Raw genomic sequence first — 24,945 nt, forward strand, 5'->3', positions numbered from 1 at the left:
CAGTTCAAAGATTGGGCGTTCTTTTTGTTTATACGATACTAGTGTTCATATGCAGGATCTTTAACTTCGGCAGTTCGTAGTTTCAGAATCGCTTTAACGTACAGATAGCCTGTCACAGCGACCGGAATCAGTCCGCCGATGATGGAGATGTTATAACCGAGGTTCAGCGTCTCAGGTGCGTACAGGAAGTATGTTCCGACTACACCTGTCATGAATAGTGCCGGAATACCTGCAATGTAATGGAATTTAGCTTCTCTTAACAGGTAAACTGTCGCAACCCATAACATTGTCGCTGCCACCATCTGGTTCGTAAAGCCAAGATAACGCCATAAGAACATATAATCAATCGTAGACAGCAGAAATGCCGGAATGCCGACGCATACTGTCATCCAGAACATCTTAGGTGCTCTCTTGCTCTTTCTCATGCCTGCTACTGCTTCAGTAAGCATCATGCGTGAAGAACGGAGTGCTGTATCACCAGTTGTGATTGGTAAAATAATCGCACCAAGGAATGCTAATATTGCACCGGCTGAACCGAGCATTTCAATAGAGATTGTGTCGATTACGCCAGCCGGTCCGCCGACTGCAAGTGCTTCAGCAAGTCCGCTTGTACCGTGGAAAAACGTCATACCCGCAGTTGCCCAGATTAAGGCAATCACACCTTCTGCAATCATTGCACCAAAAAACACTCTGCGTCCGTCTGATTCTTTTTTAACAGTACGGGCAATGATAGGGCTCTGTGTTGAATGGAATCCGCTGATGGCACCGCATGAGATGGTAACCATAATAAGAGGCCATACGGGAAGCCCTTCAGGATGCTGGTTTTCAAAAGTCAGGTTCGGAATCGGTGTACTTGAGAATATTAATCCGAGTAACACCGAAACTGCCATTATAATCAGTACCGCGCCGAAGAACGGATAAATTTTTCCGATAATTTTATCGATTGGTAAAACAGCTGCGATCACAAAATATGTGAAGATAATAATTAAAGCGACAAAGAATGGAATCGCGCCGCCTGATTTAAGTTCAATTAACTCTGCAGGACCTGCAGTAAATGCAGCCGTCACAAGAATCATCAGTGCGAGTGAAACAATATAAATGAACACTTTAACACCTTTGCCCAGATACTTTTCTACAATTGCCGGGAATTGTGAGCCGCCGTGTCTTAAGCTGAGCATACCGGAGAAGTAATCGTGAACAGCTCCGGCGAATATACTGCCGAGTACGATCCAGATTAGAGCCGGAGGTCCGTAAACAGCACCTGCTACAGCACCAAATACGGGACCAAGCCCGGCTATATTTAACAGCTGAATCAGCCATCCTTTAAATGGGTGCATCGGCATATAGTCAACACCATCGTTATTATTGTATGCAGGTGTCGGGTTTTTATCATCAATAACAAAAATACGTTCTACAATCTTCCCGTAAACCAGATATCCTGTTACGAGTAAGAATAGAGAAATAAATAAAGTCAGCATAGCAGTCCTCCTGTGAAGTCGAATAAATGAATGAAGTTGTAAGTGTAGCAAGGCTCAGCGGTTACGTCAATGAGGATTCAGACAATTTAGATTAAAAAGAAAATTAAAGCGTTTACATTGTGAAATGAGGAAAAAAATGGGTGCCGGCACAATAAAAAAGCACCTGATCCGAATGGAGTCAGGTGCTCAATATAATCATTTATTTACTGTATCTGTTTTCTTTAAAAGGCAGTCCAAGTTCATCGCGTAATGTTTTACCTTCGTATGATGTGTCGTAGTATCCTTTTTCTACCAGAATCGGAACTACTTTGTCGATGAAGTCGTGGAAGAAATCTCCGAGGATGTGAGGTGTCAGAACGAATCCGTCTGCACCGTTGTTTTCAATCCATTCTATTATCTGATCGGCAACTTCTTCGTACGTACCCATAAATGGACTTTCACGTGTTGTTTCCTCCAGCGCTACTTCACGGAGTGTCATATTGTTTTCTTTCGCACGTGCTTTGATGTCATCCGTTGTTGACTGGAAACTGTTCTTCCCGATGTCGCCAAGTTCAGGGAACGGCGCATCAACATCATACTGGGTGAAATCATGGTGATCGAAGTAACGGCCAAGATAGGCAAGGGCTTCTTCGACAGTCACCAGGTTTTTAATGTACTCGTAACGTTCACGGACTTCCTGTTCGTCTTTTCCAACAATCGGCTGCAATGTCGGAAATACTTTGATTTCGTCAGGATTACGTCCATTGTCAGCTGCCTGTTTGCGCAGATCAGCATATGTTTTCTGTGCTTTTTCAAGCGTGCCAGCATGTGTGAATACTGCGTCTGCATTTCTTGCTGCGAATGCTGAACCTTTCGGTGATGCACCTGCCTGGAAAATAATCGGCTGACCCTGAGGTGAACGTTCGATGTTCAACGGGCCAGAAATCTTGAAAAATTCACCTTCGTAATTCAGCTCATGCATTTTATCTTTATCGAAGTACTGTCCGCTTTCTTTATTACGGATAAATGCATCATCTTCCCATGAATCCCACAGACCCTGTACAACTGAAAGGTGTTCGTCTGCGATATCGTAACGGAGGCTGTGCTCCGGGTGTTTGTCTTTGCTGAAGTTTTTTGCACTGCCTTCAAGAGGTGAGGTAACAACGTTCCAGCCGGCACGTCCGCCACTCATCATATCAACAGTTGCAAGCTGGCGTGCAATCGTAAACGGTTCGCTGTACGAAGTGGATACAGTTGCCACCAGGCCGATATGAGATGTAATTGGAGCAAGTGCACCAAGTAAAGTCAGCGGTTCAAAACGGCTTAAAAAGTGCGGAATTGATTTATCATTAATAAAAAGACCGTCCGCGACGAAGATAAATGAAAATCCTGCATCTTCAGCTTTTAACGTAATGTTTTTATAGTGCTCGAAATTAACGCTCGCATCGCTTGGTACGTCAGCGCTTCTCCAGGCGTTCATATGTCCGCCCGGACCGTGCAGCATTACTCCGAATTGTACTTTTTTACTCATAATATCCCAGCCTTTTCTTTGTGTATGGTGTGAATCGGTGCGAGTGTTTCAATTGTATGATTGCGAAGAGCCGGATCGAATGACGGAATGTGGAACATGAACTCGTCAATCGGACTTTCCTCAGCAAGCTTATCCAGTTTCGAGATAATTTCATCTCTGGTGCCGAGAATCATATCCAGCTGTTTTTTCTCGACTTCAATTTTTTCGTCAGTATTTTTAATAAAATCATTCACTTGTTTTTCAGTCGTGACACGCAATGTTTTACCATCTTTAAATTTCAGAGAGTATACTGAGTTCTTTTTTGCTGCAGCTTTCTTATCGGCTTCGGTTTCTGCTGACAGTACTGATAACGCTGTAATGAATTTACCATCCGGATTCAATTCTTTGTATGCGGCTGAAACTTCTTTCAGCAGTACTTCATCGTTTTTAATGAAGTGGGCGAATATAAAGTTCACGCCATTTTCTGCTGCGAACAAAGCAGACGGTAAACTGCCGCCGAGCAGGAAAAGGTCAGGTTTCGAAGAAACAGTGTCCACCGATATTTTAAGCGATTTATTGTTCTCATGTGTGCCGTCGATATATGATTTCAGACTCAGGAATCTGTCATTAAAAGAATCGATATCAGGACGGAGTTCATGCTGCAGTGCAGCAGTCGAGAGCGGTGTACCGCCCGGAGCCTTGCCGACACCAAGATTTACACGGTCCGGTGCAAGATGGCTGATCAGCTGGAACTGTTCCGCAACGTGGAACGGATTATGATGCGACAGCATCACACCGCCCGCACCGATACTGATATTTTTCGTATGATTAATAAGATGTGTCACTAAAACCTCCGGTGCCGTACCGATAAGATTTTCCATATTGTGATGCTCCGATACGAAATAACGTTTGTAGCCAAGTGTATCTGCGAGCTTTGCAAGCTCCACTGTATGACTGAGTGACTTCGAGACAGAAAGCCCGTCAAGAACTGGACTTTGATTTAAAATATTGAACTCCATGAAATTCTCCTTCCGATATATATGTTTTCCAGATATGTAAGCCGTATTCTCCTACTTAATAACTATGAATTAAAATTAATGATATCACTTATTTCTAATAATTCAATAAGTTACGGCTGAAAACTTACTTATTTACTATGAATTAAAAAAATCGAAAGAAAAACAGGGTGCTGTTTACCAATCCCAAAGCTCCGCACTGTCTCCATAAAACACAAAAAAACCGGTCTCCAGGGAGACCGGTTTCTTCTATATAATATATTAGCCTTTATGGCTCAGTACAGGTTCTGTTTTAGCAAAGTCTGTCTGTTTTAATTCTTCAATGCGTTCTTGAACAAATTCAGCCGTCATGTTGTGCTCAACGATGAATCTGTTGCGTGAGTGCTCGGCACATTCGATTGAGCATCCGCCGAGGTGGTAATGCTGGTTTTCTTCAGATGATAAAATCTGCGCATTACATTCAGGATTCGCACAATTGATGTAACGTTCGCATGGCTCACCGTCAAAGTGGTCGCGCCCGACAACTACGTGTTCCACCTGGTTGATTGGTACTGTAAGTCTTTCATCGAAGACGTACATCTGACCGTCCCAAAGCTGACCTTTGGCAACCGGGTCTTTAGAGTATGTTGCAACGCCGCCGTGGAGCTGAGCTACATTATCAAAGCCTTCGTTTTTCAGCCATCCTGAGAATTTTTCACAGCGGATTCCGCCTGTGCAGTATGTCAGGATTTTCTTGCCTTCAAATAAATGCCTGTTGTCACGTACCCATTGCGGCGTGTCTCTGAATGTTTCCACTTCAGGTTTAATTGCACCGCGGAAGTGGCCTACATCATATTCATAAATGTTGCGTACATCCAGTACGACTGTATCTTCGCGCTGCATCTGTTCATAGAACTCTGCAGGTGACAAGTATTCACCTGTCTGCTCGCGCGGGTCAATGTCAGCGTCCAGGCTTAAGTTAACAAGCTCGGGACGGGGACGGACGAACATTTTTTTAAATGCATGTTCTTCTGCTTCGTCGATTTTAAAGACGATGTCTTTAAATAACGGATGTGCTTTCATGTATTCCATATAGCGTTCAGTCTGCTCGTAGTCACCTGAAACTGTTCCGTTAATACCTTCAGAAGCAATAAGAATACGGCCTTTCAGACCTAAGTCCTTACAGAATCTTAAGTGATCTGCGGCAAATGTTTCCGGATCTTCTACATCCACATAGTAATAGTAAAGTAAAACTCGATATTTCATTATATTTTCCACCTATCAAATTTATTTGCAGGATAAATCCTGATAGTTTTACAGAGATTATTGTATCAGATTTTGACACTATTTAATACGAAAAAAATCTACAAGATAGTGACAGACTGCTATTTTTACCGATAAATGTGTTAAAATTTAAAGAAGATAAGGAGTGGTCTGATGGACGTTAAAATTTATACTGATATCGCATGTCCGTTTTGTTATATCGGCAAGAAGAACTTTGAAAAAGCACTTGCTGAATATGAAACAGATGCGAAAGTTAATATAGAATACGCAAGTTATGAACTGGATAACCAGGCGCCGAAAATGCCTGAGAAAAATATTTATGAAGTACTGGCTGAGAAGCACGAACAGCCGATGGAGGAAATCAATGAGATGGTCGGCCATATCGTCGAACAGGGCAAGATTGCCGGCATTGAATTCAATATGGATAAAGTAATCCCTGCGAATACGAGAGATGCGCACAGATTATTAAAACTGGCGTATGAGTTCGATCTCGGGGATTCCGTTCTTGAGTCTCTGCATAAAGCATATTTTACAGAAGGTAAAAATGTCAGCGACAAAGACGTTCTTCTTGAAGTGGCGAAAGCGAACGGGATACCTGAAGTACCCGCACTTGAAGTAATTAATGATCCAAGCCTGTTCCTGGAAAATGTAATCGGCGATTTTAATATGGCAAAAGTAAACAAAGTCCGCACGCTGCCGTATTATATATTCGATGACAAGTTTGCAATCAGCGGTGCACGCGAACCGCGTCACTACACAATTGCTCTAAACAAAACACTGCAGCCGGAAAAATAAATAAAAAGCTCTGCAGTCACGTGACTGCGGAGCTTTTTAAAACTTCCATCCCCATGGAAATCAGTTTTGTACCGGAACGTTTTTGTTCGGCTTAATCAGTTTGATTAAGTGGTAAACAATACCGATGATAAGAAGAATCGGCATAGCGATTAAGATCAGGAAAAACAGTGCGCCGATGAATTCACCAAGGCCGAAGTTCGCAAAGAACTCATCTGTCGTTACTTCCAATAACGGCGGTAAAAATGCGAAATAATAAATAAGTCCGACAACTGCGAGTGTAACGACGTAAAATATCATATTTGAAATATGGTACGGAACAGTGTTTTTATCAAACTTGAACATCATAAAACCCCTTACATTTTTAGTCTTTTAACATAGTATACAACAATGTATAATTGAATGCACAGCTTATCGAAGGTATTTTAATAAAATTATTAGCAAATAATGGAGGAAATTAAATGTCTTTACGTTTAGCAGAGAGCGATGATGTACCTTATATAATGGAAATTATTAGAAAGGTCATACCAGGAATGCACGCAGCAGGAAATTATCAGTGGGATGAATATTATCCGACAGACGCGACATTCAAAAAAGATATAAAGAACAGTACTCTTTATGTGTATGAAGAGGACAGTGAAATTAAAGGATGTATCGTTGCGGACGATAACCACGCATTTGCCTATGATGATATTCCGTGGGAACTTGCACGAATGGACTGTCTTGCACTGCACAGACTTGCTGTTGATCCAACGTTCCAGGGACAGGGAATTGCACAGAAGATTTTACGGGGCATTATCGGGATTGGACAGGAAAAATCATATCTGGGAATACATACAGATACTTCACAGGAAAATAAGCCGATGCAGCAGTTATTCCAGAAGCTCGGCTTCGATTATAAAGGCCACTTAAACCTGGATGACAATCTGGATAACTGGTATGCAGCATACGAGAAAGTTTTTTAGAAAACGGTTGCAATCTATAGTGTAAAAAGATATGTTTATTGAGATGATAAAATCAAGGGGGATTTCAGAGTGAAATTATTAGCAAAATTAATCGCGGGTATCATCGCTGGTATCGCAGTCGGGGGCATTTATTACCTCGTTGGTGACGGCGGAGCAATGGGCTCTGTTATGGAGTTTGTTGTTAGAGTATTCGTGACGATGCAATCAGTTTTAGGAGCGTTTATCTTCTTTACGATTCCATTTATTATTCTATTTTTCATTGCATCGGGTATTTCAAAAATCGGTTCGGGTTCAGGTAAAGTTGTCGGGGCAACTTTAGGTATTGCATACTTATCAACACTTGGTGCCGGACTGCTGGCATATGCAGTGGCAAGCTTTATCATGCCGCGTATTACAGGGGACAGCCAGGTCCCGGCTGAGGGCGCCGAAATGGCACCTTTCCTGGAATTTGATATTCCGCCTGTAATGGATATTTTACCGGCACTTGTACTGGCTTTCGCGGTCGGTATTGTAATGAACATACTTAAACTGGACTTAATGATTAAGTTCTTTGATCAGGGTAAAGACATTACAGAGTTCATTATTGAAAAAGTCATTATCCGTATTTTACCATTCTACATAGCGGGTGTATTCGCAGGTATGGCGGCAACAGGTACAGTATTTGATACGCTTCTTGTATTCGGGGTCGTACTGCTTGTAGCAATTATCCTTCACTGGGTATGGCTTACACTTCAGTACACAATCGCAGGTTCACTGTTAAAACAGAACCCGTTCAAAATGCTTAAAACAATGCTTCCGGCATACTTTACAGCGCTCGGAACAATGTCGAGTGCAGCAACAATTCCGGTAACGCTTGCACGTGCGAAAGAAAACGGCATACGGGAACGTATCGCAGACTTTGTCATTCCTCTCGGAGCGACGATTCATCTGTCGGGGAGTACGATTACAATCGTCAGCTGTTCAATCGCAGTAATGTCAATCCTGCCTGGCTACGATATGCCGGGATTATGGGAAATGCTTGGTGTTATTCTGCTGTTAGGTGTTGTAATGATTGCAGCTCCGGGTGTACCGGGCGGTGCGATTATGGCAGCGAGCGGAGTGCTTATGGCAAACCTCGGCTTCAACGAAGCGGCGGTTGCATTTATGATTGCACTTTACGTCGCACAAGACAGCTTCGGAACTGCAACTAACGTTACCGGTGACGGTGCTGTTGCAGGTATTATCGATGCTTATGAACAAAAATTGAACAAAAAATCTTAAAGTCTGAACTATAAATGGAAAGACAGCCTGGCATACGTGCCCTGCTGTCTTTTTTTCGTTATAATTAAAGGGAAAGAAAATGTGAATTTAAGATTGAGGGAATAATGTGAAATCAAAAATTATTTTATACTTAGTTATCGTAATCTGTTTTTTGGATTTATTTATACAGCTCCCGATCATTACGCCGTTTGCTCTTGAACTCGGCGCATCTGAATTTATGGCGGGTATCGTCGTTGCGATGTATTCGCTGTTTAATATGGTCGGAAACATTGCGGGCGGCTATATGTCTGATAAGTTTGGCCGGAGAAACACACTGCTGTTCGGTATGATTATGCAGATATTCTTCGTGCTGATATATACGACGGCACCATCAATTGGCATTCTGCTCGCAGTCAGAGCAATCCACGGATTCTCAAGCGGACTCCTGACACCGGCGGCATTCAGTTTAATCGCTGATATTTCACGGAAGTCTGCAATCGGGAAATCGATGGCGCTGACAGGTGTCGCAATCGGTACTGCTGCAATACTCGGACCTGCTGCAGGCGGGATTATTTCAAGTGCGGTCAGCTACGAAATGGTGTACTACATTTTATCCGGGGTATATGTATTCGGAACGATATTGACATTCTTCGGAATTAAAGAAAGCTCGACAGACGACAGCAGAACACATCATGCGGCAACACCGTTTAAAGAGCTGCTGCTCCGTCCGGCGTTAAACGTTGCGTATATTTCATCATTTACACTGATGATTGCACAGGGGACACTGGCATTCGGTCTGCCGATAAAAACCGGTCTCCTCGGACTTGAAGCATCCATGACAGGAATGATGCTGAGCGTCTTCGGAATTACTGCGATTATCGTCTTTGCGTCACCGATTAATAAAATCTATTCAGTTTATAAAAGCGAGAGTCTTGTTGCAATCGGCATACTGATTTTAAGCGGAAGCATGATGCTGCTGCACTTCGCACCGTCAGCGGCCTTTATCTTTATCGTAATGGTAATTTACGGTTTCGGTTTCGGCTTTATTTTCCCTTCGATGAATAAAATCGTTGCGGAGCATTCCGAAATGAACGAGCGGGGCAAGGCCAACGGGATTTTCTACTCGTACTTTTCACTCGGGTCCGTGGCAGGTTCCGTAATTTCAGGATACCTTGCAACAGTGTTTAATCTGCCGTTTCTCGGTATCGGTATCGTGACGCTCATAATGCTGATGGCTTTACTGTTTATCCGTTACAGACTGGAACTGAACCGTTCATAGGAGGATTGTCATGATAAATAAAAACGTACTGCTCATGGGTGTTCACGGAAGAATCGGGGAGCATCTGTATCTGGAGCTGAATGAAGCGGCGAATCTGTTCGCTTTCTCGAGTCCGAATCAGGAACCGGACTTCGATAATATTACATTTATTAAGAAAGACTTATTCATTCTGCCTGAAGTCGAAGAGGCGCTTGAAGGCATCGACACAGTCATCTTTTTTGAAGATCCGATTATGCGTCTCAACAGACTGACGCAGGGAAAATTCGACGATTTGTATACGCTGATTGCCGATAATATTGCACGTGCAGCTAAAACGAATAATGTCGGACAGATTATCTATATTGCTGATGAGCTGTCGGACGGCAGTATTATAGAAATACTTGGTGCGTACGGTGCAGACGTTAAGAATACAGAAACACCGATACGCCGCTATGGTAAAAATCTGACATACAAAACGAAAGACTATAATAATGTACGCAGTGTGCAGCGCGCGCCGCTGCCGCCGGGATGGTCGGTTGAGGATGTTGCATGGTACTACTTCACGTGGCTTGATGAAATTGTCTACGGACTGGTGAATACGACAATAGAAAATAATACAGTATATATCAGAGTGCTCGATAAACCGAAACCCGTGCTCGAGCTGACGTTTAATCAGCAACGTTCGGAAGATGATATTGTAATTTTTGAAATTACAGGAGGCAGTCTGAAAAAACGCACGACGAATAAAGAACAGCGTTTTGAATTCAGAAAACTGCCGGGACGCGATGAGTTCATTATGGCACTGCATGACTTTGAACCGTCACTGCCGTGGCCGGTATTTAAAATGACTCAGGCACCGGTACACTCACTGGTAAGCAGAATTTATCAGGTCGAAATGATTATTAATAAGGACGTACCTGAACACCGTCCGCACAACAATAAATAAAAGTGGTAAAATATAATAGAAATTATACTGGAATAAGGAAGATGACCGATGGGAAGAAAATGGAATAACATTAAAGAGAAAAAAGCACAGAAAGACCAGAACACGAGCCGTATCTATGCGAAATTCGGCAGAGAGATTTACGTTGCAGCGCGTAAGGGCGACCCCGATCCGGAATCAAACCAGGCGCTTAAAGTTGTACTGGAACGTGCTAAAACCTACTCAGTGCCGAAGCACATTATCGACAAAGCAATTGAAAAAGCTAAAGGCGGAGACGACGAGGCATTCGACGAACTCCGTTACGAAGGATTCGGACCTGGCGGTTCAATGATTATCGTCGACGCACTGACAAATAATGTGAACCGTACAGTATCCGACGTCCGTGCAGCATTCGGTAAAAACGGCGGGAACATGGGTGTCAGCGGTGCAGTCAGCTACATGTTCGACAGTGTATCCGTCTTTGTATTTAACGGCTACGACGATGAAACAGTGCTGATGCACTTAATGGAAGCGGAAGTAGATGTTAAAGATGTGGCAGAAGAAAACGGTATGACAGTAGTATACGGCGAGCCGCAGGCATATAACGACATTAAAACGGCGCTGGATGAACTTGGTGTTGAAGAGTTCGAAGTTGCAGAGCACGCGATGCTTGCACAGAACGAAGTAACTTTAGACGACGAAGACCTTGAGCAGTTTGAGAAGCTCATTGACGCTTTAGAGGATCTGGAAGATGTATCAAACGTGTTTCATAATGTAAACTTAGGTGAGTAAACAATATGAGGGAGTGGTACTGTGTCAGAGTTAATGAATTTCGGCTATGAAGGTAAAGTTGCGGTCATTACAGGTTCAAGTAAAGGTATCGGACGTGAAACCGCAGAGCAGATGGTGAAGCTTGGTGCGAAAGTATTATTGGTAGCACGCGGCGAAGATGCACTGAAAGAAGCGGTTTCTGAACTGAGTGAATTCGGTGAAGCAGACTACATTGCACAGGATATTACCGAAACTGGTGCGGGTGAGAAAATCGTTGAAGCGGCTGTGGAAAAATTCGGCCGTCTGGACGTACTTGTAAATAATGCAGGCAGTTCATTTGCGAAAAGCTTTGAAGATGTTGAACTGGCAGACTGGGAACAGGACCTTGATCTTAAAGTCATGGCTGCAGTGAAGATGTCTAAAGCAGCACTGCCACATTTGAAGCAGCAGGGCGGCGCAATTTTAAACTTAACAGCAGTCATGGGTAAAACACCCCAGGCGAATTCATTGCCGACAACAGTATCGCGAAGTGCAGGACTTGCGCTGACGAAAGCGATGAGTAAAGACCTCGGTAAGTACAATATCCGTGTCAACGCTGTGTGTATCGGATTAATCCGCAGCGACCAGATAGAAAAACGCTGGCAGAAACAGGCGCCGGAATTATCATGGGAAGAATTCTCCGTGAAAAGCGCAGGAAATATTCCGCTCGGGCGCATCGGCGATACAGCTGAAGCCGCGAATGTGATTACATTCCTGTGTTCGGACCTGGCATCATACGTGAGCGGTACCGCAGTGAACATAGACGGCGGCAGCGGCCACGCGTGGTAAGGAATAATATTTGCAGGAGTCATTACACAAAGAAACATCAAATCCAACACGGATTTGATGTTTTTTTAATATTGTTTACCAGCTTTACCAACTGCCGCCCCGAACTTCTCCAGAGCTTCATCAATTTCCGCGGCAGTTACATTAAGCGGGGGTAGAAGACGCACGACGTTGTGCTTGGCACCAACGACGAGCATCTTCTCGTCATAGCATGCCGTAATAACATCGGCAGCCTGTACTCCATCTTTAAACTCAATACCAACCAGTAATCCAAGGCCTTTAAGTTCTGCAATGGCACCTGTCTTATCCGCAATTTTCTGCAATCCTGCATTCAGCTGTTCTGCCCGTGCCGCAACATTATCCAGCAGCCCGGCATCTATAATCTCATCAAAGATTACATTGCCGACTGCCGTGCCGAGAGGATTACCGCCGAGCGTTGTGCCGTGGTCTCCCGGATTGAAGTGTGCTGCAACTTTGTCAGTCGCCATAAACGCACCGATCGGGAAGCCGCCGCCAAGTCCTTTGGCGAGTGTCACGATATCCGGTCCGAGTCCGAATTGTTCAAACGAGTAAAGAGTGCCCGTACGGCCAATGCCGGTCTGCACTTCATCGATAATTAACAGCAGCCCGTCAGCCTGCAGTTCTTTCAGTGTCTGCACGAATTCGTCACTCAGCGGATTAATACCGCCTTCACCCTGAATCGTTTCAACGAGCACTGCGCATGTATTATCATTAACAGCTGCTTTCAGTGCATCCGAATCATTCAGCGCAACGTACTTTGATCCGGGCAGCAGCGGCTGGAAATCTTTATGCATATCCGGCTGTCCTGTCGCAGACAGTGTCGCCATCGTCCGGCCGTGGAATGAATCCGTCAGTGTAATGACTTCGCTGCATTGTTCCCCGTTAACTTCCCTGCCGTATTTACGGGCAAGTTTGAGCGCCCCTTCATTCGCTTCGGCACCGGAGTTCGAGAAGAACACTTTTTCCAGGCTGCCTGCACCTTTATAATTCACAAGCTTATCAGCAAGTTCAATCGACGGTTTGTTCCAGTATATGTTTGAAATATGCATCAGCGTCGCAGCCTGTTTTGATACTGCAGCAATAATTTTTTCATTGGAATGACCTAAAATATTCGTCGCAATACCGGAGACAAAATCCAGATATTCTTCGCCGTCGCTATTAGTAAGGTATACCCCTTTACCGGAGACGAATAATTTATCGCCGCGGTTATACGTATTAAACAGTGCCGAGTTTCCGAGTTCAATCAAATCTTTTGCAGTCATAAAACTCTTCCTCCTTCATGCGGTATAATCATCGTGCCGATTCCTGCGTCAAAGAACAGTTCCAGTAATAATGAATGTTTAATGCGTCCGTCGACGATATGCGCCTGTTTAACGCCTTTTTTAATTGCATGCGAGCAGCATTCCACTTTGGGAATCATACCGTCTGAAATGACACCGGATTCGATATGTTCATCGACCTGTGCAAGTGTCAGTTCCGACAGCAGCGTTGTGTCGTCGTCTTTATCTTTGTATACCCCTTTAGTATCCGTTAAAAGAATAAATTTATCAGCACCGATGGCACCGGCGATTTCTCCCGCGACATAATCTGCATTAATGTTATGCGTGTCGCCGTTCATATCCACACCGACCGGTGAAATAACAGGAACGAAGTCATTATTAATCAGCATCGTTAAGAGTGTCGTATCGATCGATTCAATCTCACCGACAAGCCCGATATCAACGTGCTTAACCTCACCGTTATCATCAGTCTCTTCAATAAACTTCTTCGTCACTTTAATCAGATTGCCGTCCTTACCGGAAATGCCGACCGCATTGCCGCCAATCTTATTGTAGTGTTTAACGATATCCTTATTCACCTGGCCCGAGAGTACCATTTCAGCAACTTCCATAACCGCATCATCAGTTACACGGAGTCCTTTTTTAAATTCCGATTCGATATTGAGACTGGAAAGCATATCATTGATGAACGGACCGCCGCCGTGCACGATAAGCGGTTTAATGCCGACCGATTTCATCAGCAGAACATCCTGCATTACGGACTCTTTTAAGCTGTCGCTGACCATGGCATTGCCGCCGTATTTTAACACGATAATATTATTTTGAAACACGTTAATGTAGGGGAGGGCTTCGATGAGTGTATCTATTTTCTGTGTATCATTCATAGTTATCATCCTAACTTCTGTAGTCCGCATTGATTTTTACGTAATCGACCGACATATCGCAGGTCCATACTTCACCGGAATAATCACCTGTATTTAAATCGATAAAGATCTCAACATCTGTATTGCTTAAAATATTGAATGCGCGACCTTCATCGAAAGGGACGGCAAGTCCTTCATGGCAGACGAGCACTTCACCTTCACCTGAAGCGAACTTAATCGTAATCGCATTCGGATTAAGTGTTTCAGCGTCGCTGTTGCCGATTGCCATAATGACGCGGCCCCAGTTTGCATCCTGACCGTAGACAGCGGTTTTAACGAGGCTTGAAGTTGCGACAGTTTTAGCAACGCTGACAGCATCGCTCTTCGTTGCTGCATTAACAACTTTTACTGTGACGAACTTTGTCGCACCTTCAGCGTCGCGTGCAATCATCTGTGATAGCTGTTGGCACATCGCCGTCAGTACTGCCGTGAACTCATCTAAATAAGACTCATCCAGCATGACTTTATTCGTAGAAGCAAGAAGTACTGTATCGTTCGTGCTTGTATCCCCATCGATTGTCATCACGTTAAAGCTGTCATCAGCTGCCGATTTCAGAGCAGTATTCAATGCATTTTGAGACAGTCCTGCATCAGTCACAATATAACTGAGCATCGTTCCCATATTCGGGTGAATCATACCCGCACCTTTAATGATGGCACCGAAATGAATTGTCTCTCCGCCGATTTCAGTTTCGAATGATAACTCTTTCGGCACAGTATCCGTCGTCATAATTGCTTCTGCAGCCGACGTGGAGCCGGCTGTATTAAGTCCGCCGACAAGTGATTCAAGGCCTGCATAGAACGGTTTTAAATTCATCGGTTCACCGATCACTCCTGTTGAACTGACGAGCACTTCATGTGCGTCAATATTAAGCTTTTGTGCAACAGCCGAAGTCATCGACTGTACATCTTCTTCGCCGTTCAGCCCGTTGCATGCATTCGCATTGCCGCTGTTGACCAGGATAGCTTTAAAGTCCGTATAGGCTTTAATCATTTTCATATCGTAAAGCACCGAGTGGGCTTTTACTTTATTTCTTGTGAACACTCCTGTGACGGTTGCGCCGTCCGGGAAATAAATGAGCGCAAGATCTTTATCCTGCGCTTTAAAGCCGGTATGTATACCGTTCGCTTCAACACCTTCAACTGCACACAGTCCGCCTGATATTACCGATACTTTTTTCTCTGTAATCTGCATATCAAAAACCCTCTCTAAGGCATCATGGCAATGGTATTGAGGCCTGATTTTTCAGGTAATCCAAACATGATGTTCATATTTTGTACCGCTTGTCCCGCTGCGCCTTTTCCTAAGTTATCAATAATCGATAAAACAATGAGACGGCCTGTACGCTCGTCCAGCTGTACTGCAAGCTGACAGCTGTTAGTGCCTGCAACGTGTTTCATTTGCGGAAGTTCACCCGGTCGAAGGACGTGAACAAACGGTTCATGTTCATATGCTCTCGTGTAGCTCTCAATAATATCTGCTTCGGTAATACCGTCTTTAACAGTGGCGTAAATAGTAGAGAATATCCCGCGTTCTGCAGGGATTAAGTGAGGCGTAAACTGCACCTGCACCGCATTCTCAGAAGCGCTGTTCAGTTCCTGCTCGATTTCCGGAATGTGACGGTGGGCGAGGGGATTGTATGCTTTAAAGCTGCCCATCAGCTCCGTCAGCAGTTTATCCACCGAAGCACTGCGTCCGGCACCGCTGACACCTGTTTTGCTGTCGATAATAATCGACTGTTCATCGACCAGTGCATTATTGACTGCCGGGAGCATGCCGAGCAGTGCACTGGTGACGAAGCAGCCCGGATTGGCAATGTACTTCGCATTTTTAATATCATCTCTGTATTTTTCAGGAAGCCCGTAAACAAAGTCTTTCAGTAAGTTTGGTGCAGCCTGTTCAACGTTATACGTCGCTTCATAGACATCGATATTTTTCAGGCGGAAATCTGCGCCCAAATCAATCACCTTTACATCATACGCTGAGGCAGCTGCCGCAAGTTCCATTGAATGGCCGTGGGGCAGACAGATAAATACTGCATCGCTCTCGCCGAATACTGTTTCCGGTTTAAGTTCTGAAAACTGTTTGTCGATGCTGCCTTTTAAGAACGGATAATAGCTGTCCACCTTCGTATCAACATGGCTGCGTGATGTTAAATGCACGAGTTCAACTTCAGGGTGTGGAATTAAATAACGTAAGAGCTCGCTTCCTGTGTAACCTGTTGCACCGATAATACTGACTTTGATCATATAATGACCTCCTGATTATTTATCAATTTAAATCCGGTATGAATAAGTGACCGTTCGTTGCTGCCATAATTGCTTTAATAGAATGCATGCGGTTTTCACCCTGCTCAAACTGCTTCGCGTAATCTGCATTAAATACATCGGATGTCACTTCCATTTCTTCAATGCCGAACTCTTCGGCAACGTTTTTACCGTATACCGTGTTTGTATCGTGGAATGCCGGCAGACAGTGCATGAAGATAAAGTTCGCGCTGACGTTTGAAAGAAGTTCTTTGTTTACCTGATAGGGGAGCAGTGTGTTAACCCGTTCCTCAAAGTGTTCTTCTTCACCCATCGACACCCAGACGTCTGTATAAATAACGTTGGCGTTTTCTGCAGCTGCTTTGATGTCCGATGTAATTTCAACTGATGAACCTGATTCATTTGCATACTCCCGTGCAAGATTCACATATGCATCTTCAGGGAAAAGTGATTCCGGAGCTGCTATTGTGATGTCAGCACCAAGGAGCGCCGCTGTTACGAGCAGTGAATTCGCCACGTTGTTGCGTCCGTCACCAGCATAAACAAGTTTAATACCGTCGAATGTGCCGAACTCTTCTTTAATCGTCATGAAGTCACCGATCATCTGTGTCGGATGCCAGTCATTTGTCAGACCGTTCCATACAGGAACACCGGAATGTTCTGCAAGTTCTTCAACGACTGCCTGGCTTGCGCCTCTGAACTCAAGGCCGTCGAACATACTGCCGAGAATTTTTGCTGTATCGGATACCGATTCTTTTTTACCGAGCTGGATATCGCCTGAACCTAAAAACTCAGGTGACGCTCCAAGATCATTAGCTGCGACTGTAAAAGCAGCTCGTGTACGCGTCGAAGATTTCTCAAACAGCAGCGCTATATTTTGTCCCTTTAAGTACTGGTGGGAAATATTATTTTTCTTTAATTGTTTTAAGTGAATAGCGAAATCAATCAGATACTCGATTTCCTTCTTGTTAAAATCACTTATTTTTAAAAAGCTTTTACCCTGAAAATGCATCAAAACACTCCTTTTTAGTCCATTTAGCTAATTAATATTCGATATACTGTATAAATATAATTAATGGTTGTTTTTTATAATATACAAAATAAATTCATAAATCAAGTCTTTTATCGTATGAATTCCCGCAGACCTGTATAAAATTCAGTTATTTTTTAAATAATAATTTATTGACAGTTTACTGTACTAACTGTACTATGTTAGTTAATACAGATGAAACAGCAAATCGACAGGAGGTGGATACGTGTTTGATATCGATGAGAAGAGCCGCATGCCTATATATGAACAAATCACAGAAAATGTTAAGCGACTGATTATTCAGGGTGTGCTGCTGCCGGAAGAAAAACTGCCGTCAGTGAGAAGTCTCGCACAGGAACTTACGATAAATCCCAACACGATCCAGAAAGCTTACAGAGAATTGGAGAGGGAAGGGTATGTAATTTCCCGTCCCGGAAAAGGGAGCTTTGTGAATGATATGACAGAAACGATGAACAGGGAACATATTAAAACATTGACGGATGAAGTGGAAAGTCTGATTAAGGAACTGGTATTTCTTGATGTACCGGGCGTGAACTTAAAGGAATTAATAGATAAAGCAGAGCGCGAGAAGGAGGGGCATAAATGAAGCTTGCAGTAAATAGTGTGGATAAGAGTTTCGGTAAAAAGAAAGCAGTGGAGCAGATAGATTTATCTGTAACAGAAGGTACGATACACGGGCTGCTCGGTTCGAACGGCGCCGGGAAAACGACGCTGATGAAAGTGCTGTCGGGTATTTATAAAGCAGACAGCGGTACGGTGAATTACGATGGTAAAAATATTTATGAAAATCCAGATGTAAAAAGCAATGTAATCTTCATGCACGATATTCCCTTTTTCTTTAAGGGCGTGACCTTAAAAAAGATGGCGAAGTTTTATAAAGGAATGTATAAAAACTGGTCGGACGAACGTTTTATTCAACTGTCTGCCCACTTCGGTATTGCGCCTAATAAACAGCTGAATCAGCTGTCAAAAGGAATGAAACGCCAGGCGGCATTCATTCTCGCGTTTTCGGCAAGACCGAAAGTTATGCTGCTGGATGAACCATTTGACGGACTGGATCCAATTATGAGGAAACAGATTAAAAATATTATGATGCAGGACATTGCAAACCACGGCATGACAGTCGTAGCATCGAGCCATAACTTGAGAGAAATGGAAGACTTGTGTGACTCGGTATCGATTATGCATGGTGGGAAAATACTGTTCCATAAAGAACTGACCGATATCAGAGGCACGCACTGCAAACTGCAGATTGCCTTTAAAGAACTGCCTGAAGAGAAATTCTTTACAGATCTGAATGTCGTTCATCAGACTGTTAAAGGAAGAATTATTACATGTATCGTTAAAGGCGATATATCAAACCTGGAAGAAAAAGTGACGAAATACAATCCGCTGATGTACGACATACTGCCGCTGACGCTGGAAGAAATATTTACTTATGAAATGGGGGAACTCGGTTATGAAATCTCAAACATCATTGTTGAATAAAACATTACTGTCCCATTTCAGCGGTACGGTATTCTGGCTGACTATTGTCTTTATGGCACTGAATATTATCGCACTGCCGGTGTCGATCTGGATTGTGACGTTTGACAGAGAACTGTATCCGGATTACACGATACCGGAAAATCTTCTCTTCCAGATGTCAGCAGGACAAATTATCATTGGAATGATCTTTTCTGCGTTCCTGGCGATGTTTTTACTTAACTATTTAAACGATGAAGCATCGTCGGACTTTATGCACAGTCTGCCGGTCAAACGGACAGCCACACTTATACATGTACTAATTACAGGTGTCACTGCAATTGTTGTGCCGCTCGTTATTACTGCGGTAATACTGCTTGCAGAACACATGATATTTATACCTGAAATTACAGTGACAGATATCGGAAAATGGTTTGTCTATGCAGTCTTTACACATATCGTTATATTTTCTATAGCAATATTTGCGGGATTTCTGGTAAATGGTATCTTCCTGCACCTGCAGTTAATTATCCTGATAATGTTTCTGCCGCTTGCAGTATGGAGTCTGACATTTGCTGCGGCAACTGCACTGTATGATGGAATTTCATCGTCATTTATGGAACAGTCGGAACTTGTCCTTACAGCAACATTTCCGTATGTAGCAGTGAATCAGCTGTATGAAGGGATTAACATATTACACAGTCTGATCTGGGCAGTTGCGGCAGTAGCTGCAATTCTGCTGGCATTCGCAGTTTATAAATTCCGTCGCAACGAGTATGTGACTTTAAACTTTAACTTTAACTGGCTGAAAGAAATACTGACAGCCGTGACGACTGTAGCAGGCATGCTGGCAATCGGTACCGCAGTATCAATATTCATTCCGGTGTCGGCAGTTTCTTCTATTATCGGCTTTGGTGTCGGTGCGGTCGTTGCGTACCTGATTGTAGAAATGTTTTTCCAGAAAAGTGCCAAAATACAATTCAGCTGGAAATCGATAGTATGTACACTGATTGTTATAATTCTTTTTTGGATAATGTTTATTACCGGATGGACGAAATACGTCAATGATGTACCGGCAGCAGCAGAAGTGGACAGCGTCTACATTTCATCAGATTACTCCTATTATACTGGTGAAACTCTCGATGAATATTTTAAAGAAGGATATTTATTCAACGGTGACAAACGGGTGATAGACTCAGCCGTTACGGCGCATCAGGCTGCGGTTGAAGATAAATCATTCCCAACAATTTACACGGATGAAGAAACGGGTCATCTTGAAATTCAATACAAAATGAAAGACGGCACTGAGATGATCCGTACTTTCCAGACACTGGCATCTGACTCGGAATCATTAAAGCTCGTCAATCAGCTGCATCAGAATAAATACGATATGAATTCGGACTTCCTTGCAAATGTTAAACAGCATCCGGACATGACTGAACTGTGGCTGCTGAATGATACAATACTTGCGGATGTTAAATTAATAGACGATTATCAGGCTCATGCTGATGAATTATTGAAGTATGATCCTGCTATTGTAAATAACACAGGACGTATTGAAGTCAATGCAGGTTATAAAAACAATTATGAGTCGGGTTACAGTTCCATTTATAACAAAGCTGTACTGGAGCAAATTGCAGCATCGGAGCTGACAGTGGAAGAAATGATGTATGTTGATCAGTCCAGCACGATGTATACAGCAGAGCTGTCAGATGAAGAAATGAATACGTTTATTAATGATTATAAAAAGTTAACAATTGATGAACTTGCTGATGAATATAAACTTCAAAATTTATCAGAAGATGAAAAAACGGAAATGATTGAACAGGTTAATAACCTGGAATTCGCACCTGAAGGAAACAAACTACTGATATACAGCTATCCTGAATACGAGACACCGGAAGAAGAATATCCGGGAGGTTCGGCTGAATTTGATTTCAGCATATTGGCAATACAATAAAATATAAGCAAAAGTTATAGAGATAGGTAAAAATAATGCCTATCTCTATACTTTTGTTTTCTTTTTTTTGTATAATTATCTTTAGGAGATGAATGCCATGAAAACTAAGTATCTGGATAAGAAAAAATGGCGGCGGCTGGTGCGCTCAAAATATGATGAAACGATCATTACCATCCAAGGTGAGAAGTTCCTTGCGGGTATGATTCATATGCATAAAGTCCGTGAACCGTTAAGCGTTCCCGTGGTCGGGGAAGATACCTTAGTCGTGGCCAATAATTTCAAATGGATGCAGCTCCTGCCTGAAAAACGCAATTACAGCATTACTGTCATGTACGATGAGAGATGGCAGGAAATACAATATTATTTTGATATAAACTATTCTCATACATTGGAACTCGGCAAAGCGCGGCGCCAGGATTTATATCTCGATGTACTGGTGCTGCCGGACGGACGTTATGAGCTCGTAGATGAAGAGGACATAAAACGCGCCTTCAAAAAAGGAATTATCAGTTCAAAAGAAAAAGATTTTGCTTATCAGACCGCACGCGAATTGATGGATGAAATCGACAGAGATTTCGATCAGTTTAAAACACTTGCGGCAGCGTGCTTAAAAGAACTTAAAAAATTAATGTAGAGCCATCCGGTTTATCAGGATGGCTTATTCACTGGAGGTATTGTCGTGAAAGTAGATGACTATCGTTTACTTGCAACATTAAGCGAAGCGAAAACATTGCGTAAAGCAGCCGAAAAGCTGTACATATCACAGCCGGCAGTCAGTCAGCGTCTGAAGTCAATTGAAGACGAGTGGGGCGTACAGATTTTTATCAGAACGAAAAAGGCACTTTATACGACAGGTGTCGGGGAAAGAATCATTGCACATGCCAAAAAGGTTGTGGATGAAGAACGCCTCGTTAAAGATTATATTGCGGCGAATGAAGGTGCGGTTGAAGGTAAAATATCAATCGGCGTATCGTCGCTAATCGGTTATACAATTCTGCCGGATATTCTGGCCAAATATTTAAGTGATTTTCCGAATGTTAACGTTAAAATCGACGTCGGTTCGACGAAGGAAATTATTGCGAACCAGGGAGATTACCACTTATCAATCATACGGGGGTCCCGTGTATTAAATAAGGAAAACGAACTGCTTTACAGCGATAAACATTACCTTGTCACTCCGAAAGACGTTGAACTTGAAGATCTGGCTGTTATAGAGTTCCAGGCGGACCCGGATTATATTACCCATATTAAAAACTATTTTGAAGCGCGCTTCAATATTAAGTATGAACCTCAGATTTTTGTCGATCAGATTACGACGTGCCGCGAACTGCTACGCAAAAAGGTTGGTATTACGGTGCTGCCTGAGCTTGTGCTCGATGGACTTGACCTCGATAACTACCATATCGAAGAAGTACTTGTCGGCGACAAGCCGCTGACACGCGACACTTACATTTCTTACGACAAGAGCGTACTGATGCTGCCGCAGGTGGAGTCTTTTATCGATTTAATTAAAAAAGATTCAATTATCAGCAGAAACTAAAATCGGGGGATGATGATGATAAAAGACTTATTTCAAATACAGAATTATAAATTGTTTTTAACGAATATGACTATGCTTGGAATGGCCGTTGCAATAACTGCACCATTCCTCGTTATTTTTATGACGGAAACCCACGGGCTATCCTCAACCGGTTACGGTATATTTATGGCTTCGGCCGCTGTCGGCAGTTTCTTTGTTAATACGATTATGGGACGATACAGCGACAGGCTGAAATTTGACCGGAAGTATTTAATTATCGCAGCCCTGTTGATGCAGATTATGGCATTCTTAAGCTTCTTAATCATTCCGAACACCTGGATACTTATTATTTCTTATATTATATTCTTTTCACTTGGAGCTCCGGCAATGCCTCAGCTTTATGCATCTGCACGCGAATCGATTAACCAGTACCGTTCCGGCATCGCAGTTATGGCAAACATGATATTGCGCTCGATGTTCAGTTTCGGTTTCCTGTTCGGCCCGCTCGTCGGTTCAATTTTACTCGCACGTTACGACTTTACAGGACTGTTTTTCGGAACAGTCATTATGTTCGCAGTTGTGTTTATGTCGAGCTTCTTAATTAAAAACTCGAATCCGCCGGCTGTCGAACAGTCGATAGAAATAACCAGTTATGAAGAACCGAAAAGTCCGAATCTGTTAACCAATATGGGATTATTCATTCCATTTATTGCTTTTGTCTTTCTGCACGTGGGACAATGGATGTATCTTCTCAATATGCCGCTGTTTGTTACAGGGTATTTAGGAGAAGCGGACAGTGCGGTCGGTATACTTGCGAGTCTGTGTGCGGGACTTGAAGTGCCGCTCATGATCTTTATGGGATATGTCGCATCGCGTGTATCATCGAAGACATTACTGATAATTGCCGGATTCATCGGCAGTATGTACTTTTTATCGATTGGAATATTTGAAAGCTACACGATGATGCTAATCGGCCAGCTGCCATTGGCATTATTTCTGGCGATACTTTTAGGACTTGGAATCAGCTACTTCCAGGATCTGCTGCCTCAGTTCCCGGGTTACGCATCGACGTTATTTGCAAACGCAATGATTGTCGGACAGCTCGTAGGTAATTTGCTCGGCGGTATCGCAAACGATACGCTCGGTGTAGAGAACTCATTCTACATCAGCGGCGCATTTTTATTTATCGCATTTATACTGTTCTTCTTTACTAAGAAAGAAGTCAGAAAAGGAGAAATTTGATGGACATTATTTTATGGCTTATAGTCATTGCATCATTTGTACTCGGATTTGCCGGAATTATTTATCCGGTGCTGCCGTCGGTACTCATGTTCTGGGTCGGTTTTTTAGTATATAACTTCTTTATCGGCGACGAACTGTCGTGGATGTTCTGGGTTATCGCAGGTGCACTGACACTCGTCGCTCTCATTAGTGACGTTGCAGCAAACAGTTACTTCGTGAAGAAATTCGGAGGCAGCAAAAAAGGTGAATTTGCAGCGATAATCGGTGCAATCGTCGGGATGTTTGTCTACCCGCCATTCGGTGTATTATTCGTACCGTTTATCTTCGTTTTTGCAGTGGAATTTATCGAAATAAAAGATATGAACAAAGCATTTAAAGCATCGATAGGCTCGTTTTTAGCATTCATTTCGAGCGCAATCTTCGATGTGATTATTTATATCTTCCTGATTGTATTCTTCCTGCTGGATGTATTCTTATATTAGGACGATAAAACCCGCACCTCGGATGAGGCGCGGGTATTTTTATGGGGATAATGAGGAGGAAAGTGATGGTTGGAAGTGTTTATAGAGCTTCAAACCTGTTTGGATTTCTATGAGCCCCTCTCATCGAGCTTCAAACCCGTTGGGAATTCTATGAGCCCCTCTCATCGAGCTTCAAATCCGCTGGGATTTCTATGAACTCCTCTCATCGAGCTTCAAACCTGTTTGGATTTCTATGAGCCCCTCTCATCGAGCTTCAAATCCGCTGGGATTTCTATGAGCCCCTCTCATAGAGCTTCAAATCTGTTTGGATTTCTATGAGCCCCTCTCATCGAGCTTCAAACCTGTTTGGATTTCTATGAGCTCCTCTCATAGAGCTTCAAATCATCCAAGACCAATCCAACATCCACCAAACCAAAAAAGACCCCGCACATGGCGGGGTCTTCCAACACAACACAATTCAATCATTACTGATTATATTTCATAGCTCTGAATACTAACACTGCAGTTGCCGAGATAATAATAAAATATACGATACTCAACAGGGAGTTCACGAAGTTCTGATCTTCAATAAACATGCGGATCAGAAAGATGATAACGGAGTGGGCAATTATAAGCCCGATAATCCATTTCAGGTTGCCGTTTTTCAACAGCAGCACTGCTGCAATACCGAGTATAAACAGTATCGTTATTATTATTTTCACAGCTTCCAGTGTCATT

25 protein-coding genes are annotated in these 24,945 nt (G+C 43.1%); 14 read left to right on the forward strand and 11 right to left on the reverse strand.

All coding sequences use genetic code 11. The features are described from left to right. Positions 1 to 38 precede the first annotated feature (38 nt). The 4 genes from HNR41_RS00240 to trhO form a co-directional block, all read right to left on the reverse strand. Entirely contained in the window at positions 39 to 1,478 is a 1,440-nt protein-coding gene (locus HNR41_RS00240; RefSeq protein WP_184280615.1) for a carbon starvation CstA family protein, read from the reverse strand. Positions 1,479 to 1,677: 199 nt separating this feature from the next. Then, complete coding sequence (locus tag HNR41_RS00245) at positions 1,678 to 2,988, reverse strand: LLM class flavin-dependent oxidoreductase (protein WP_184280617.1); 1,311 nt, start codon at positions 2,986 to 2,988, stop codon at positions 1,678 to 1,680. After that, complete coding sequence (locus HNR41_RS00250) at positions 2,985 to 3,986, reverse strand: MsnO8 family LLM class oxidoreductase (RefSeq protein ID WP_184280619.1); 1,002 nt, start codon at positions 3,984 to 3,986, stop codon at positions 2,985 to 2,987. The genes HNR41_RS00245 and HNR41_RS00250 overlap by 4 nt, the downstream gene beginning before the upstream one ends. Positions 3,987 to 4,244: 258 nt before the next feature. Next, complete coding sequence (gene trhO / locus HNR41_RS00255; RefSeq protein WP_184280621.1) at positions 4,245 to 5,228, reverse strand: oxygen-dependent tRNA uridine(34) hydroxylase TrhO; 984 nt, start codon at positions 5,226 to 5,228, stop codon at positions 4,245 to 4,247. A 171-nt stretch (positions 5,229 to 5,399) separates the two neighbouring features. Between trhO and HNR41_RS00260 the strand changes: the two genes are divergently transcribed. After that, positions 5,400 to 6,041 carry a DsbA family oxidoreductase gene (locus tag HNR41_RS00260; protein WP_184280623.1) on the forward strand — a complete coding sequence of 214 codons (642 nt, stop codon included), beginning with the start codon at positions 5,400 to 5,402 and terminating at the stop codon, positions 6,039 to 6,041. A gap of 60 nt (positions 6,042 to 6,101) precedes the next feature. Here HNR41_RS00260 and HNR41_RS00265 read toward each other — a convergent pair whose 3' ends face one another. Beyond that, complete coding sequence (locus HNR41_RS00265; RefSeq protein ID WP_235964632.1) at positions 6,102 to 6,386, reverse strand: hypothetical protein; 285 nt, start codon at positions 6,384 to 6,386, stop codon at positions 6,102 to 6,104. A gap of 113 nt (positions 6,387 to 6,499) precedes the next feature. Between HNR41_RS00265 and HNR41_RS00270 the strand changes: the two genes are divergently transcribed. The 6 genes from HNR41_RS00270 to HNR41_RS00295 all read left to right on the forward strand — a co-directional run bounded on the left by HNR41_RS00270 (position 6,500) and on the right by HNR41_RS00295 (position 12,021). Beyond that, positions 6,500 to 7,003: a GNAT family N-acetyltransferase gene (locus HNR41_RS00270; protein ID WP_184280625.1), complete on the forward strand. Its 504-nt coding sequence runs from the start codon at positions 6,500 to 6,502 to the stop codon at positions 7,001 to 7,003. A gap of 69 nt (positions 7,004 to 7,072) precedes the next feature. After that, on the forward strand, positions 7,073 to 8,263 hold the full coding sequence (locus HNR41_RS00275) for a dicarboxylate/amino acid:cation symporter (RefSeq protein ID WP_184280627.1): 1,191 nt from the start codon (positions 7,073 to 7,075) through the stop codon (positions 8,261 to 8,263). A gap of 106 nt (positions 8,264 to 8,369) precedes the next feature. Beyond that, positions 8,370 to 9,521, forward strand: coding sequence for an MFS transporter (locus tag HNR41_RS00280; RefSeq protein ID WP_229714942.1), 1,152 nt, complete (start codon positions 8,370 to 8,372; stop codon positions 9,519 to 9,521). 10 nt (positions 9,522 to 9,531) lie between these two features. Next, on the forward strand, positions 9,532 to 10,446 hold the full coding sequence (locus tag HNR41_RS00285) for a Rossmann-fold NAD(P)-binding domain-containing protein (RefSeq protein ID WP_184280629.1): 915 nt from the start codon (positions 9,532 to 9,534) through the stop codon (positions 10,444 to 10,446). Positions 10,447 to 10,494: 48 nt separating this feature from the next. After that, entirely contained in the window at positions 10,495 to 11,214 is a 720-nt protein-coding gene (locus tag HNR41_RS00290) for a YebC/PmpR family DNA-binding transcriptional regulator (RefSeq protein ID WP_184280631.1), read from the forward strand. Positions 11,215 to 11,247: 33 nt separating this feature from the next. After that, on the forward strand, positions 11,248 to 12,021 hold the full coding sequence (locus HNR41_RS00295; protein ID WP_184282787.1) for an SDR family NAD(P)-dependent oxidoreductase: 774 nt from the start codon (positions 11,248 to 11,250) through the stop codon (positions 12,019 to 12,021). A gap of 65 nt (positions 12,022 to 12,086) precedes the next feature. Here the strand turns inward: HNR41_RS00295 and HNR41_RS00300 are convergent, their stop codons facing one another. From HNR41_RS00300 to argF, 5 genes are read right to left on the reverse strand one after another with little or no spacing between them, the layout of a single operon-like run. Next, positions 12,087 to 13,301 (reverse strand): aspartate aminotransferase family protein, encoded by a 1,215-nt coding sequence (locus tag HNR41_RS00300; protein WP_184280633.1) that lies wholly within the window; start codon positions 13,299 to 13,301, stop codon positions 12,087 to 12,089. Then, positions 13,298 to 14,203 (reverse strand): acetylglutamate kinase, encoded by a 906-nt coding sequence (argB, locus tag HNR41_RS00305; RefSeq protein ID WP_184280635.1) that lies wholly within the window; start codon positions 14,201 to 14,203, stop codon positions 13,298 to 13,300. Before argB ends, HNR41_RS00300 begins: the two co-directional genes overlap by 4 nt. Positions 14,204 to 14,213: 10 nt before the next feature. Continuing rightward, positions 14,214 to 15,437 (reverse strand): bifunctional glutamate N-acetyltransferase/amino-acid acetyltransferase ArgJ, encoded by a 1,224-nt coding sequence (gene argJ, locus HNR41_RS00310; protein ID WP_184280637.1) that lies wholly within the window; start codon positions 15,435 to 15,437, stop codon positions 14,214 to 14,216. Positions 15,438 to 15,451: 14 nt separating this feature from the next. Beyond that, positions 15,452 to 16,492 carry an N-acetyl-gamma-glutamyl-phosphate reductase gene (gene argC / locus HNR41_RS00315; protein WP_184280639.1) on the reverse strand — a complete coding sequence of 347 codons (1,041 nt, stop codon included), beginning with the start codon at positions 16,490 to 16,492 and terminating at the stop codon, positions 15,452 to 15,454. A gap of 22 nt (positions 16,493 to 16,514) precedes the next feature. Then, entirely contained in the window at positions 16,515 to 17,522 is a 1,008-nt protein-coding gene (gene argF, locus HNR41_RS00320; RefSeq protein WP_184280641.1) for an ornithine carbamoyltransferase, read from the reverse strand. Between the two features lie 244 nt (positions 17,523 to 17,766). Between argF and HNR41_RS00325 the strand changes: the two genes are divergently transcribed. The 7 genes from HNR41_RS00325 (at position 17,767) to HNR41_RS00355 (ending at position 24,228) form a co-directional block, all read left to right on the forward strand. Further along, complete coding sequence (locus HNR41_RS00325) at positions 17,767 to 18,147, forward strand: GntR family transcriptional regulator (protein ID WP_184280643.1); 381 nt, start codon at positions 17,767 to 17,769, stop codon at positions 18,145 to 18,147. Further along, complete coding sequence (locus HNR41_RS00330) at positions 18,144 to 19,049, forward strand: ABC transporter ATP-binding protein (RefSeq protein ID WP_184280644.1); 906 nt, start codon at positions 18,144 to 18,146, stop codon at positions 19,047 to 19,049. The genes HNR41_RS00325 and HNR41_RS00330 overlap by 4 nt, the downstream gene beginning before the upstream one ends. After that, on the forward strand, positions 19,021 to 20,985 hold the full coding sequence (locus tag HNR41_RS00335; RefSeq protein ID WP_184280645.1) for a hypothetical protein: 1,965 nt from the start codon (positions 19,021 to 19,023) through the stop codon (positions 20,983 to 20,985). The genes HNR41_RS00330 and HNR41_RS00335 overlap by 29 nt, the downstream gene beginning before the upstream one ends. Positions 20,986 to 21,082: 97 nt before the next feature. Beyond that, positions 21,083 to 21,619 (forward strand): ribonuclease FAU-1 family protein, encoded by a 537-nt coding sequence (locus HNR41_RS00340; RefSeq protein WP_184280646.1) that lies wholly within the window; start codon positions 21,083 to 21,085, stop codon positions 21,617 to 21,619. 45 nt (positions 21,620 to 21,664) lie between these two features. Further along, the gene (locus HNR41_RS00345) at positions 21,665 to 22,525 is read left to right on the forward strand and encodes a LysR family transcriptional regulator (RefSeq protein WP_184280647.1); all 861 of its coding nucleotides are present in this window, start codon (positions 21,665 to 21,667) and stop codon (positions 22,523 to 22,525) included. Positions 22,526 to 22,540: 15 nt separating this feature from the next. Next, entirely contained in the window at positions 22,541 to 23,746 is a 1,206-nt protein-coding gene (locus HNR41_RS00350) for a sugar efflux transporter (RefSeq protein WP_184280648.1), read from the forward strand. After that, on the forward strand, positions 23,746 to 24,228 hold the full coding sequence (locus HNR41_RS00355; RefSeq protein WP_184280649.1) for a DUF456 domain-containing protein: 483 nt from the start codon (positions 23,746 to 23,748) through the stop codon (positions 24,226 to 24,228). The genes HNR41_RS00350 and HNR41_RS00355 overlap by 1 nt, the downstream gene beginning before the upstream one ends. 464 nt (positions 24,229 to 24,692) lie before the next feature. Here HNR41_RS00355 and HNR41_RS00360 read toward each other — a convergent pair whose 3' ends face one another. Next, positions 24,693 to 24,944, reverse strand: a complete 252-nt coding sequence (locus HNR41_RS00360) for a hypothetical protein (protein WP_184280650.1) — start codon at positions 24,942 to 24,944, stop codon at positions 24,693 to 24,695. Position 24,945 lies beyond the last annotated feature (1 nt).

It is taken from the genome of Jeotgalicoccus coquinae (assembly GCF_014207425.1).
GTDB lineage: Bacteria > Bacillota > Bacilli > Staphylococcales > Salinicoccaceae > Jeotgalicoccus > Jeotgalicoccus coquinae.